Origin of the sequence: Nonomuraea sp. NPDC046570, assembly GCF_040645915.1 — a bacterium.
Taxonomy (GTDB): domain Bacteria; phylum Actinomycetota; class Actinomycetes; order Streptosporangiales; family Streptosporangiaceae; genus Nonomuraea.
Window position 1 is genome coordinate 439,079 of the sequence record NZ_JBEYZF010000003.1, and the last position, 12,337, is coordinate 451,415.

Here is a 12,337-nt window from a genome sequence, read left to right on the forward strand (position 1 = left end):
ACATCGATGTTCGAGTTAAGGAGCAGTCCGTGTCCCTCCACTCCTCCGCGGCCGCCGAGGCGCCGCCGGACCCGCGTCGCTGGCGGGCGCTGGCGCTGATCAGCGCCGCCCAGTTCATGCTGATCCTCGACGTCACCGTGGTGAACGTCGCCCTGCCCGACATCGGCGCCGACCTCGGTCTCACCCGGGCCACGCTCACCTGGGTGGTGACGGCGTACACGCTGTTCTTCGGCGGGCTGATGCTGCTCGGCGGCCGCCTGGCCGACGTGTTCGGCGCCCGCCGTCTGATGCTCGCCGGGCTGGCCGTCTTCACCCTGGCCTCCCTGGTGAGCGGCCTGGCGCAGAACGCCCCGACGCTGGTCGGCGGGCGCGTCGCCCAGGGCGTCGGCGCCGCGCTGCTGTCCCCCGCCGCGCTCGCCACCGTCACCACCGCCTTCCACGGCCCCGAGCGCAACAGGGCGCTGGGCGTGTGGGCGGCGATCGGCGGCGCGGGCTCGGCGCTCGGCGTGCTGCTGGGCGGGGCGCTCACGGCCGGGCCCGGCTGGCGGTGGGTGTTCTTCATCAACGTCCCGGCCGGTCTCGCCCTGCTGGCCGCGCTGCCCGTGTTCGTCAGCGCCCGGCCCGCCGGGCAGGTCAGGCAGCGGATCGACCTGCCGGGCGCGGTGCTCGTCACCACCGCCACCGCGTCGCTGATCTACGGCCTGGTCGGCGCCGGTGACGCGGGCTGGGGCAACGCGGGCACGCTGGTCCCGCTGGTCGCGGCCGTCGTCCTGTTCGCCGCTTTCGCCCTTGTGGAGCGGTCGGTGCGCGCCCCGCTGATGCGGGTGGAGATGCTGACCCGGCGTCCCGTGCTGGCGGGCGCGTTCCTGATGCTGGTCGCCACCGGGATCCTGATCGGGCTGTTCTTCCTCGGCTCGTTCTACCTGCAGCACCTGCGCGGCTACAGCGCCCTGGCGACCGGTCTGCTGTTCCTGCCGGTCGCGGTCGGCACCGGTCTCGGCGCGCACCTGGGCAGCCGCCTGGTCGGCCGCCTCGGCGGCCGGGTGGTGGCCGTGTCCGGCCTGGTCGTGGCGGCGATCGGCACCGGCCTGCTGACCGGCCTGTCGGCCGGGGCGAGCGTCTACACGACGCTGCTGCCGGGGCTGACCGTCGCCTCGGTCGGGCTCGGCGCGGTGTTCGTCGCGGCGACCACCACCGCTCTGGCCCTGACCCCGCACCACGAGGCGGGGCTGGCCTCCGGGGTCGTCAACACCTTCCACGAACTCGGCGGCGCGGTGGGCATCGCGGTGCTGTCCACCATCGCCGCCGCCAGCCTGACCGGGAGCGGCGTCACCGGATTCACCGCCGCCTTCCTGGCCTCGGCCGTCGCCGCCGGGGTGGCCGCGCTCGTCGCCGCCGGGCTGATGCCGGGCGGCCGGCTGCCCGCGTCCAGCACACCGCACGTGCACTGAACCCACGCGGGTGCCGGGAGTCGTAGGCTGGCCGTTCATGACGGGCAGGACAACACCGGCGCGGCGCCGCGCGGACGCCGAACGCAACATCGCCGCCATCCTCGACGCCGCGACGCGGCTGCTGAGCACCGACCCCGACGCCAGCACGGCCGACATCGCCCAGGCCGCCGGGGTCGGCCGGGTCACCCTCTACGGCCACTTCCCTTCCCGGCAGTCCCTCGTCGAGGCCGTGCTGGAGCACACGATCACCGTGGCCGGCGCCACGATCGACGACCGGGAGTTGCGCGGGCTGCCCGCCCCGGAGGCGCTGGCCAGGCTGGTCCGGTCCTCCTGGGAGATCCTCGACCGGCACGGACGGCTGTACAGCGCCGCCGCCCGCGCGCTGCCGCCCGAACTCATCCGCGCCCACCACGACCCGGTCCTGGTCCGCATCGAGAACCTGATCGACCGCGGCCGCCACGACGGCGACTTCCGCACCGACCTGCCCGTCTCCTGGCTGGTCGCCACCTTCTACAGCACACTGCACAACGCCGCCCAGGAGGCCGGCGCGGGGAGGCTCCCCGACCCCGCCCCGGTGCTCACGGCGACACTGCTCTCCCTGCTGCTCCCCCCGTCCGACCCGCGTTCCCGGCTGAGCTCCTCGTGACGGGCGTCGCGGTGATCGGCGAGGCCGTGGCCGACGCCTTCGTGTCGCCCGGCCAGGGCACGCTCACCCTCGAGGTACGCCCCGGCGGCAGCCCGGCGAACACGGCGGTCGCGCTGGCCAGGCTGGGGACCCCGACGAGGTTCATCGGGCGGCTGGCGGGAGGCGCGATGGGCACGCTGCTGCGCGACCATCTGGCGACGTCCGGGGTGGACCTCACCTCCTGCGTGGCCGCGGCGGAACGGCCGACGCTGGCCATCACCGCGATCGACGCGTCCGGCCGGGCCGCCTACGACTTCTACACGCAGGGCACCGCCGACTGGCTCTGGACCGCGGAGGAACTGGCCGGGCGCACGCCGTACGACGTGGAGTGCCTGCACGCGGGGTCGCTGGCGCTGGTCGTCGAGCCGGGCGGCCCGCTCATCGAGCGGGCGCTGGCCCGCGTCCGCCCGCACGCGACGATCTCCCTCGACCCCAATGTGCGCACCTCGCTCGTCCCCGTGACGGCCTACCGGGAGGCGCTCCCCCGCTGGGCGCGGCTCGCCGACATCCTGCGGGTCAGCGACGAGGACCTGGCCCACCTGGAGCTCTCCGCCGAGCAGGCCTGCGCCACCTGGCACGGGTACGGCGTGCGGCTGGTCGTCGTGACCCTGGGCGCCCAGGGCGCGTTCGCCTCGCTCGACGGCGCCCGCGTGTCCGTGCCGGCGGTCGAGGTCGAGCCGGTGGACACGGTGGGCGCGGGCGACACGTTCACCGCGGGCCTGCTCCACGTGCTGCGCTCGCGGGGACGGCTCGGCGGCAGGCTCGACACGCTGACCCCGGACGACGTGCGGGCGGCACTGGCGTTCGGGACGCGGGCGGCGGCGGAGACGTGCAAGGCGCCTGGAGCCGACCCGCCGTGGGCGCACCAACTCGCCTGAGGGGCGGTCACCTACCGGCTTCGTCACGGTCTCGGCGTCGGCGGACCTCGTCGACGTGCCCCTCGGCGAGGGCCGGTCGCGCCTCAGGTCTCGTCGGCCGCCTGGTCCCGCTGGCGCTGGATGATCTGCCGCAGCAGGGTTTTGAACCCGTCGTAGTCGTCGGCGCCGACGGCCTGGGCATGGCGGTCCTCGATGGCGGCCATGATGGCGTCGGAGCGGGCCATCTGGTCCAGGCCGAGCGGGGTGGGCACGATGAGCTTGGCGCGCCGGTCGGCGGGGTCGGGGCGGCGTTCGAGGTAGCCGAGGGCCTCCAGCTCGTCGATCACCTTGCCGACCACCTGTTTGTGCTGGCCGGAGTGGCGGGCCAGGTCGGTGGCCCGGCTGCCTTCGGCGTCGAGGTAGGCCAGCACCGCGCCGTGCTGGGGCCGCAGGTTGGGGTGGCCTTCGCGGGCGAGGGCGTCGAACATCTCCTCCTGGACCGCGAACAGCAGCCTGCCCGCGAGAACCCCCAGGTCAGGATCTGTCTGCTTGCGTTCACTGCGCCGCATGGCCACCCTCCCACCTTATAGTCATCATTGGTGACTATAAGCGGGGATGACTGTACCGCCCTTGCCGGAACACGAGCAAGGACACGGCCGCTGTCAGGCAGGCGAATCCGCGAGAAGGCGCAGCGGCCAGCGGCAGCCGAGGAAGTCGTCGAGGACCGCGGCGAGCGCCTGGTCCCGCTCCCCACCGGCGCCGCCGATCGCGGCCTCCACAGCCGGCGCGCCCTCCCCGCCGAGGGTCAGCTCGTCCGGTCGCGCGACCCGCCACCGCGGCTCGTCCTTCGCGCACACCCACTGCCCGGCGACCCGGCCGCGCATCGCCTCACACACGTGCTCGGCGAGCTCGGCAGGACTGACCGTCCTGGCGATCACCGCGGACCGCGCCACCGCGGCGCCGTCCACGGCGTGGGCGAGCGCGCAGTCGCGTGACCTCTCCTCCATCCCGCGCAGGTCCTTGAGCAGCGCGCGGCCCGGAATCGGCATGTGCTCGCCGACCAGGTGGCCCAGCACCGACAGCTCCGCCCACACCGCGAGCCGCGGATCGTCCTCCAGGACCCGCCGCGCGGACGCCATCTGCCGCAGCGTGCACGGAGCCTGCGCGCACTCCCGCGGGCAGGTACGGCTGCGCGGATCGACGATCCGGGCGGCGCTCGCCGTACGAGCCGGGCACTGCTCGCGCCCCGACCCGTCGGGCATGCGGGCCAGCAGCGGGAAGTCCATGCCGCTGGTGAACACGGCCGCCTCGCCCGGCGGCAGGGTCACCAGGTACGCCGACTGGGCGTCGGTGAGGTTCATCGTCGCGCCCACGGCCTCCCGGTCGTCGGCGGCCGGCAACTGATGAACGATCTTGACGGCTGTGTTCTTGATGACGTCCGGGACCAGCTTGGCGGGGATCTGCTCGGCGATGACGAGCCCTTCGCCGTAGGCGCGGATCTCCGCCAGCAGGGAGGCGAACATCTCCACCGCGTGCGCCGCCGCGCCCTGCTGCCCCTCGCTGCGGCGCAGCAGCCGGTGCGCCTCCTCGATCACCGTGAGATGCCGCAGGCTCCTGGACCCGGCCCGGCTGACGCGCAGATGCTCGGCCAGGCGCAACAACACCGTCCCCATGAAGAACGCCTTGTCGTGATCGTCGCCGACGTCCTCGATCTCGAAGACCACGTTGCGGTGCAGGAGCCGCTCGAAGTCGATGCCGTGCCCGCCCTGCAGGAACCGCCCGGTGACGCCGAGCCGCAGCGACGCCAGCCGTACCCGGATGAAGCCGCGCACGTTGTCGGTGATCTCCCGCCCGTACCCGATGTCGGCGACCACCCGCTCGGCGGTGCGCTGCAGATCCTCCAGCGTCGGATACCTCGGCTGTACGGCGGGCATCCGCGGCTCGCCCAGCGCCAGGTCCCAGCCCAGCTCCTCGTAGCAGCGAGTCAGCGCCGCCGACAGCACCTGCGGGAAGGGCTCCTCGGCCGCGAACGCCGCGATGAACAGCGCCCGCAGCAGGTCGGCGTGGGTCTGCAGCGGGAACCGGCGGCCGTCCGGCCCGACCGCGGGCTCCAGCGGGTTGAGGCCCGCCGCGACGGCGTCGACGTCGCCCGGCCGGATCACGATCACCTCGTGGCCGGGAAGGCGGGCCGCCATCGCCGCGTACTCGGCCTTGGCGGGCTCCACCACCAGCCACGGCAGGCCCTGCGCGGTGGCCGACTCCAGCAGGCCGCGGATGGTGTTCGACTTGCCGCCGCCGGTCGCGCCGCAGACGAACGTGTGCCGGTTCAGGATGCGGGCCGGCAGGGTGAGCGCTCCCGCCGGCCGTCGCTGCCGATCCAGCACCACGCCGAGGCCCAAGCCGCCCTCCCCGTCCTCCGGGCTGATGTCGAACCGGGGCGACAGCACGAACCTGACCCCCGCGAGCTCCTGCTCGGGAGGGCACGCCAGCGCCGCCACCATCTCCGTCCCCGCGGTGAAGGACGAGCCGTCCACACCGTTCTCGATCACATGGGACACACCCTGGGCCGCGGGCGCCGGTTTCAGCGTGTACGGAAGGTCCGCCACATCCATCGACGCGCACACCAGCCCCGCCACCCGCCGCGCGTCCCCGGCGCTGGCGCCGCCCGCCAGCAGATGGATCCGCCACAACCCGGTCGACTGCGCCTGCGCCAGCTCCCGGTAGCGCTCACGAAGCCGCTCGGTCTCCACCGCGTACGCGGGCGACTTCTCCCCCCGCGCCTGCGCGCCACGCTGCTCCAGCGCCACCTGCGCGGCCATCTCTTCCAGTACGCCGTCGGCGACCGGCTCGGCCAGCACCACCCATCCGAACGGCTGATCCCACACCGCCAGCAGACCGTCCTCCAGCGACGTCCTCCTGAACCGCCGCTCCTCGGACTGACGCACTAGGAGCGCGTCATGCTTGCCGACAATCCGGCACCAGTACGGCAACCGCCCCAGCACCGACGCCAACCCACCCGAAAGCCTCCGACCACGAGCACCGACCGGCAACCGCAACGGAACCATCGGTTCCCCCGTACCACCGACCGCCAGCCCAGCCCCCGCCACCACGATCTCTACGGGCCCCTCGGACTCAGCCCGAACCCAGCCCAGCCCGACCGCCCCACCACCCTCACCCGCCCCGCCGCCCTCGTTCCCCGCGCGCCCGCCCCCGGCCCCGCCGCCCTCCCCCGCCGCGTAAAAGGCCTGCACCAACGACGCCACCCGAGAACGCCGCCCATCAGCCCCATCCTCACCCCGCCGCGCCTCCACCCCCTCCTCAGGCCGCGGAATCTCCATCACCCGAAACGCCGGAACCCGCTCCCACCGCAACCCAGGCGGCCCTAACACGAACGTCAACTCAGCGCACTCCAACGCACCCGCAGATCCTCAATAATGCGCCGCGCATCCTCCTCACTCACCTCTTCGAGCTCGTTGGAGTAGTTACCGAACTCCCACTCGACCACGCTGCCTGTGCGGTGCCACGCCATATCCTTCTGCAGCCCCTCGTCCACGAAGGCGCCGTCTTCAGCCTCCCTGCGACGCAGCAGGCCAGCCGGCCGGTCGATGGTGTACTCGTCTACGAGAATTGCATAATAGGTGATTTTCTCCGCCATTCTCAACCACTCTTCTTTCGGTAGTTATGAATATCGTTCACCTGTTCCGGTACGGGAATGCAGGCTGCAACCTCTCGCTGAAAGACCCTTAGTTCCTTCATCTCCTGGCCATCAGTGAGCGGATTGCGGAGCCTTTCGTATGCCTTGTGCGTGAGCTGCTTCGCCTCGAAGCTTTCGGGGGTATGGAACTGCACCTCGAACATCTGGCCATCCTCGTTGCGCCATCGGGTGTTAATGCCTTTATATTGGGAGTCACCCCAGGAGTTGCGACTTAACTCCATCTCAAAACCCTGGCCCCGCAGGCGCTCACAGACCGCATCGTAGCCGTTGACATAGTCATCCTTGTCGAACTGGTAGGTGTAGCGCAACGCGTCCGGAATGTTCGGCGTGACCTTCTCCACCGCACGCTCCGGAGTGGACGCGAGGTCTGCCGCTACTTTCTCCTTATAGCGGTCGATCCCCTTTAGCTGATATTCCAGTCCAACCAGGTCCGCTCCAGGAACCTCAGCCTTTATGGCCTCAATCGAACCTGTCACCTCCGGCCTGATCGCAGCCAGGCGGTCGTAGTGATGTCCGGTGACTATGTTCTCTTCGACAATCAAATATTGGCCGCCTTCGCCTCGCCACCAACCTGGCTCGTCCCCGGAATGATCGACTGCGGCGGCCTCTTCCTGTGGCCAACGCGCCTCGTGGTCCTCCCACCGCTGCACGAAGCCGATTACCGTTTCTGGCTCCCAGCCGCTCTCCTGAAGCCCATCTGGGTATGAGGCTGCTTTGTCCGCCTCTTCTTCAGCGGCCATTTCGGCTTCTTGTTGTTCTGCGAGTGCCTGCAATTCCTCAAAGGTCGGATCAGGGTCCTCCACGCCGGGCTCGTCAACCGTCTGCGCGTCACCGTTGCCAGGCGCATCGTTGGACAGCTCATCGAAGGAGTCGTCACCCCTGAGACCTGCCTCATCCTCAGAGGCCATCTCCGCCTCTTGCCGATCAGCCAGGGCGTGGAGCTCTTCGTAGGTGGGATCCGGTTCGATCTTCACCGGCTCGGTGGCTCGCTCCGGCGCCGGTTCGGCGATGGGCGGTTCTTCGGCGCGCTCAGGCTTCTCACTCTCCTCGCCGCTGGAGCTGTCGACCCCCACGCTCACCCCCCGTAGTCTGCGGTTCCCCCGCCTGCACGGCCTCGGCCGCATCGGGCAGCGGATCGATGCTCACCCTCGGCAAGGTGATGATCGCCGGATTGCAGTCCACCGGGGTCACCTGGACGCCCTGCCCGAAGACGTGCTCGGCCAGCAGCAGGGCGTAGTCCGGCAAGCCCTGCAACGTGGTCGGCTCCACCGCGTACTCGTACACCCGCTGCCGGGCGGCGGCGTCCGACCAGTTGGTGCCGTCGGCGAAGGACAGGGCGCTCGACCAGTTGCGGGTCACCGACCGGCTCGCCCCGGCCGACGCGCTCAGCCCGCTGTAGGTGAACCTGTTGAACAGCCGGTCGGTGAAGTTGTACGAGTCGTTGAGCGAGGTGCTGGTGCCGTCGGTGTCGGAGTGCCCGGACGAGTCGGTCGTCGTGTGGGTCTCGTTGCCGCCCAGTGTGCGCGTGAGCGTGGAGAGCACGAACGTGTGCCGGCGGCCGATGAAGTCGGCGGCCCGCGTCGCCTCTTCGTGGTTGCCCAGCCGCATGAACGCCACCGCGCCACCGCCGATCATCTCCAGCGACGCCTCCCGCAGATGACGGAACAGCAGGGTCAGCGGCACCCCCCGGCGTTCGCACACATCCGACAGCCGCTCCAGGTGCCGCCGTGCCAGCTCGTCGGCTCCGGCCACGATGACCGCCGGGACATGCCCGGTCGGTGTGGAGATCCGGTGGGTCAGCCACTGCACGATCAGATCCGTCAGCAGTTCGAGGCCGGGGCCGCGCCCGCTGCCCTCCACCACCACGCAGGTCAGCGGAGCCGGCCCGGAACGGGTGCGCCCCGCGCCCAACGCCTCCAGCGGGTGCAGGAAGGACTCGATCCGGGTCAACGCGGGCCGGACCTGCCTGCGGTACTCCTCGGAGAACAGGTCATGCGCGATCCGCTGGTGCTCGCCCGCGCTCAACCGGGTGAGAGCGGGGGCTTCGTCGAGCAGCACGCGTACTCCTTCGGCCAGCCGCGCCATGGTCACCTCGCCGCCCAGCGCCGCCGCCAGCGCGCTGAGGATCCGGTGGTCCATGCTGCGGTCGGCGCGTGACGCGCCCGGCGCCCCCTCCGGGGCGTGCATCGACTCCACGATCGCGTCCACCAGCTGGCCCGCGTCCAGCCCGTCGCACAGGCACGATTCGGCGAGCTGGGCGGGGAGTACCTCGCTGTGCACCGCCACCCCGGCCGAGTGGGCCAGGGCGGCGAGTTCGACGCACACCCGTTCGCCGGACAGGTCGACGACCAGCACCGGCTGGCCCGCCAGCGACGACGCCCCGTGCACGGTCAGCAGGGCTTCCCAGCCCCACAACCCGCCGCCGAACACGTCCAGCCGCCGCGCCACCCGCGCCTGCGCGGACCCCCACTCGTCCGCCCGCGCCACCCACGCCGCCTGCGCCCGCTGGTGCTCGGCCCGGCGGCGCAGCCACCCGACATGGGCGCGCTCGTGCTCGTCGGCGTGGAAGTGCTGCGCCTCCTGGACCGCCCGAGAAGCCACCCGCTTCCGCCGGCCGGACACCAGCACCAGGAGCAGGCCCGGCAGTCCGACCAGGGCGGCCAGCCCGATCAGGCCGGCCGCGACCGGTCCACCGCCGCCGACCGCCACCGTGCAGCCGCCCATCAGCAGCAGGGCCAGCGAGGGCGTGCCGAAGAGCTTCAACGCCCGGCCGACCTGCTTGCCACGCCAGACTTCGGCGTCCTGCCGCCGCTGGAAGAGCTGGTCGGGGACCGGCCGCGGCACCGGTTCGGGCTCGGTGAACGGCACCGCCAGCGAACGCGGATCCCGGAACACCCACCCCAGTCGTCGCCCTGAAGTGAACAGACGCGTCCGAGAGGCCGGCAGTCGCGCTTGAAGTTCACCCATGCCGTAGCACTCCGCCCCCGGCCCTTGACAGCTCCTCTTGATACATCTCGACAAGGAGCATCCGCCGTTACAACCACAGTGACTCTTGTTCCGGGAGGTACCACGTCATCCGGCAGGGCGCGGGCTCAGGGGGTGGGCACGACCGGGAGGGCCAGCAACTCGGCGAAGCACGAGTTGGGGTACACGATCGCGAACTTCTTCCGCTGGTCGTACCAGCGGCCGTCGATCTCCACGCGGATCGGATGGTAGACCCTCGGGCACGGGCCGACCGGCCGGAACCTGAGCTTTTCGAGATCGCCGCCGATCTCCCACAGCCGGTCGCAGGCGGCTTTCGGATCCGGATGGGTGGCCCCGTCCGGATCACACGTGAGGTACCACCGGTCCACGGTGCCCTGGTGGATGTTGTACCTGGTGATCCGCAGTTCACCCGTGACGATGTCCTCGGCCTGGGACGGAGCGGCGGTGGTCAACGCGACGACCGCCAAGGCGGTGGCGGTGAGACTGCGGAGAACGTGCATCGGGACAACCCCTTCAGATTGACTACGTTCCGCGACATTATCGTCACCACGCGTGCGAACCAAGGATGTCCGGCGGCCTGACCAGGGCGGGAAACACTTCCCGAGCTGCCGGACACTTGAGGGGGTGTCCAGCACCTTTCGATTAGGAGACACCTGTGCAGGAGTCACGCGTGCCCCCCGGCGCGCGAGATCGTTTCGAGGCGCTCTACCTCGCCCACTATCCGGCGATCCACCGGTACACGCAGCGCCGTACCGACTCGGCCGACGACGTCGCCGACGTGATCGCGGAGACCTTCCTCACCGCCTGGCGCCGCCTGGACGACGTCCCCGACGGCGACTTCACGCTGCTGTGGCTGTACGGCACGGCCCGCCGCGTCCTGGCCAACCACCGGCGCGGGGAGTCCCGCCGTACCGCGCTGGCCTCGCGGCTCCGTGACGAACTGGCCACCGGCCAGGAGGCGGCGCCCGCCGATCCACGCGGGGACACGGTCCGGACCGCCTTCGCCGCCCTGCCCCCCGCCGACCGGGAGGTGCTGGCGCTGGCCTGCTGGGAGGAGCTGACGGGTCCGCAGATCGCCAAGGTCCTCGGGTGCAGCGGCACCGCCGCACGGCTGCGCCTGCATCGGGCCCGCAAGCGGCTGGCCCGGCTGCTCGACACGACAGACGAGGTCCGTGTGACGGCCGCACTGGAAGGAGAGAGCCGATGAGGAAGATCGACCGTATGGTGTCCGCCATCGATCCGGCCACCGAGCCCGTGGTGAGCCAGGGGGTTCACGACCTGTTCGAGGAGATCGTGGCGACCGGGCCTCCGCGCCGTCGGCGGTCCTGGCTCCCAAGCCTCCGCCGACCGGTCGTGATCGCGGTGGCGGCGGCAGCGTCCGTGTCCATCGCGATCGGCGTCGGCCTGCCCGCCGGCGGTCCGGCCCTGGAGTACGCCAATGCGGCCGTCTCCATCAAGATGGCCGACGACTACTTCGCCGTCACCATCACCGATCCCGCCGCCGACCGCCGGCGCTTCGAGGAGGCGTTCCGCGCGGTGGGGCTGAACGTGACAGTGAAGGTCATCCCGGCGGCGCCGGACGAGGTCGGCACCCTGTTCGGCCCGATCGTGCCAGAGGGCTTCAAGTGGCGCGGCAGCATCGGCGTGCAGAGCGTGACGCCCTGCTCGTCGGCGTTCTGCGGCAAGGTCTGGATGCCCGCGGACTTCCCCGGCCGGGTAGTCCTCGGGGTCGGCCGTCCCGCCGAGCCGGGCGAGCCCTACGCCGGCGACCACGCCTACGACCCCTCGGGAGAGGAGTCCCTGGACGGCTACACGGTGCACGGCAAGACGGTCGCGGCGGTACGCGCCGAGCTACAGCGGCGCCAACTCAAGGTCGGCTATCGCCTGCTGTGGATCCTCCCCGACGGCGGCTTCTTCGACGAGACCGTCCCGGCGGACCGGATCAAGGACGACTGGATCGTCAACGGCTCCCGCGACCACAGCTCCGACACCGTCGCCCTCTACGTCGTCCCCGGCCCGGGCGCCGGTCCCATCCCGGACCCGCTGAAGGTCGCCACACCCCAGTGGTACGACCTCACCGACTGACCACATCGATCTCACCTTCAGGCGTCATCACAAACGGTAGTCAGGCGAATACAGTCTGCGACTGGACGGGCCTAGCCCGGTCGGCGGTGCGCACCAACGCGTACCGCCTCCCCCTACCGCAGGAGAACGCGCATGTCGCTCGCCAGAGCAACCACGATCGTGTTGACCTCCGCCGTCGTCCTCGGCGCCACCCTGACCGCCGCCCCCGCCACCGCCTCGGCGCCCGCCGCCCAGTCCGCCCGGGCCGCCGACTGCAGCGTCTGGGCGGACGGACGGCTGCACTGCGGCAACAAGAGAGGAGCCAAGGGTTACGAGCACCGGTCGTACAGGTCGGCGGTCAGGGGCACGCTGACCACGACCTTCAGCTGGTTCCAGTGCTGGGGCCCCGGCGACCACCACCCGGGCGGGAACAACGTCTGGTACTGGACCAAGCTCGACAACGGCCAGTGGGGCAACGTTCCCGCTGTGGACATCTACACCCCGGTGGACCCCGCGCCGGGCCTGCGCCAGTGCTGACCTAGCCGCGAGCGCCCGCGTTCCGGCCAGGGACGCGGGCGTT

Annotated in this window: 12 protein-coding genes; 6 read left to right on the forward strand and 6 right to left on the reverse strand. The window is 71.3% G+C overall.

Features of this window, described 5'->3' with window-relative positions:
- Positions 1 to 29 precede the first annotated feature (29 nt).
- Genes ABZ911_RS08055 through ABZ911_RS08065 form a run of 3 tightly spaced genes read left to right on the forward strand, consistent with a single transcriptional unit; the run spans position 30 to position 3,014 of the window.
- Positions 30 to 1,451: an MFS transporter gene (locus ABZ911_RS08055; protein ID WP_358053159.1), complete on the forward strand. Its 1,422-nt coding sequence runs from the start codon at positions 30 to 32 to the stop codon at positions 1,449 to 1,451.
- Between the two features lie 37 nt (positions 1,452 to 1,488).
- Positions 1,489 to 2,097: a TetR family transcriptional regulator gene (locus ABZ911_RS08060; RefSeq protein ID WP_358053161.1), complete on the forward strand. Its 609-nt coding sequence runs from the start codon at positions 1,489 to 1,491 to the stop codon at positions 2,095 to 2,097.
- On the forward strand, positions 2,094 to 3,014 hold the full coding sequence (locus ABZ911_RS08065) for a carbohydrate kinase (RefSeq protein ID WP_358053163.1): 921 nt from the start codon (positions 2,094 to 2,096) through the stop codon (positions 3,012 to 3,014). Before ABZ911_RS08060 ends, ABZ911_RS08065 begins: the two co-directional genes overlap by 4 nt.
- A gap of 83 nt (positions 3,015 to 3,097) precedes the next feature.
- Here ABZ911_RS08065 and ABZ911_RS08070 read toward each other — a convergent pair whose 3' ends face one another.
- From ABZ911_RS08070 to ABZ911_RS08095, 6 genes are all read right to left on the reverse strand, one after another.
- On the reverse strand, positions 3,098 to 3,562 hold the full coding sequence (locus ABZ911_RS08070) for a MarR family transcriptional regulator (RefSeq protein ID WP_358053165.1): 465 nt from the start codon (positions 3,560 to 3,562) through the stop codon (positions 3,098 to 3,100).
- 93 nt (positions 3,563 to 3,655) lie between these two features.
- A complete protein-coding gene (locus ABZ911_RS08075; RefSeq protein ID WP_358053167.1) occupies positions 3,656 to 5,938 on the reverse strand; it encodes a DUF87 domain-containing protein in 2,283 nt (760 codons plus the stop codon).
- A gap of 449 nt (positions 5,939 to 6,387) precedes the next feature.
- Positions 6,388 to 6,648: a hypothetical protein gene (locus ABZ911_RS08080; RefSeq protein WP_358053169.1), complete on the reverse strand. Its 261-nt coding sequence runs from the start codon at positions 6,646 to 6,648 to the stop codon at positions 6,388 to 6,390.
- A gap of 2 nt (positions 6,649 to 6,650) precedes the next feature.
- Positions 6,651 to 7,787, reverse strand: coding sequence for a hypothetical protein (locus ABZ911_RS08085; protein ID WP_358053171.1), 1,137 nt, complete (start codon positions 7,785 to 7,787; stop codon positions 6,651 to 6,653).
- Positions 7,747 to 9,603 carry a hypothetical protein gene (locus tag ABZ911_RS08090; protein ID WP_358053173.1) on the reverse strand — a complete coding sequence of 619 codons (1,857 nt, stop codon included), beginning with the start codon at positions 9,601 to 9,603 and terminating at the stop codon, positions 7,747 to 7,749. Before ABZ911_RS08090 ends, ABZ911_RS08085 begins: the two co-directional genes overlap by 41 nt.
- Before the next feature lie 197 nt (positions 9,604 to 9,800).
- A complete protein-coding gene (locus ABZ911_RS08095) occupies positions 9,801 to 10,193 on the reverse strand; it encodes an SSI family serine proteinase inhibitor (protein ID WP_358053175.1) in 393 nt (130 codons plus the stop codon).
- A gap of 155 nt (positions 10,194 to 10,348) precedes the next feature.
- Here ABZ911_RS08095 and ABZ911_RS08100 point away from each other — a divergent pair, with 155 nt between their 5' ends.
- The 3 genes from ABZ911_RS08100 to ABZ911_RS08110 all read left to right on the forward strand — a co-directional run bounded on the left by ABZ911_RS08100 (position 10,349) and on the right by ABZ911_RS08110 (position 12,294).
- Positions 10,349 to 10,900, forward strand: coding sequence for an RNA polymerase sigma factor (locus tag ABZ911_RS08100; RefSeq protein ID WP_358053177.1), 552 nt, complete (start codon positions 10,349 to 10,351; stop codon positions 10,898 to 10,900).
- On the forward strand, positions 10,897 to 11,778 hold the full coding sequence (locus ABZ911_RS08105) for a hypothetical protein (RefSeq protein ID WP_358053179.1): 882 nt from the start codon (positions 10,897 to 10,899) through the stop codon (positions 11,776 to 11,778). The genes ABZ911_RS08100 and ABZ911_RS08105 overlap by 4 nt, the downstream gene beginning before the upstream one ends.
- 132 nt (positions 11,779 to 11,910) lie before the next feature.
- The gene (locus tag ABZ911_RS08110) at positions 11,911 to 12,294 is read left to right on the forward strand and encodes a hypothetical protein (RefSeq protein WP_358053181.1); all 384 of its coding nucleotides are present in this window, start codon (positions 11,911 to 11,913) and stop codon (positions 12,292 to 12,294) included.
- The last annotated feature ends 43 nt before the right edge of the window (positions 12,295 to 12,337 follow it).

Coding starts and splice junctions, on each gene's coding strand:
- ABZ911_RS08060 (WP_358053161.1), top strand. CDS start 1,489: ATGACGGGCAGGACAACACCGGCGCGGCGCCGCGCGGACGCCGAACGC.
- ABZ911_RS08070 (WP_358053165.1), bottom strand. CDS start 3,562: ATGCGGCGCAGTGAACGCAAGCAGACAGATCCTGACCTGGGGGTTCTC.
- ABZ911_RS08080 (WP_358053169.1), bottom strand. CDS start 6,648: ATGGCGGAGAAAATCACCTATTATGCAATTCTCGTAGACGAGTACACC.
- ABZ911_RS08095 (WP_358053175.1), bottom strand. CDS start 10,193: ATGCACGTTCTCCGCAGTCTCACCGCCACCGCCTTGGCGGTCGTCGCG.
- ABZ911_RS08105 (WP_358053179.1), top strand. CDS start 10,897: ATGAGGAAGATCGACCGTATGGTGTCCGCCATCGATCCGGCCACCGAG.
- ABZ911_RS08110 (WP_358053181.1), top strand. CDS start 11,911: ATGTCGCTCGCCAGAGCAACCACGATCGTGTTGACCTCCGCCGTCGTC.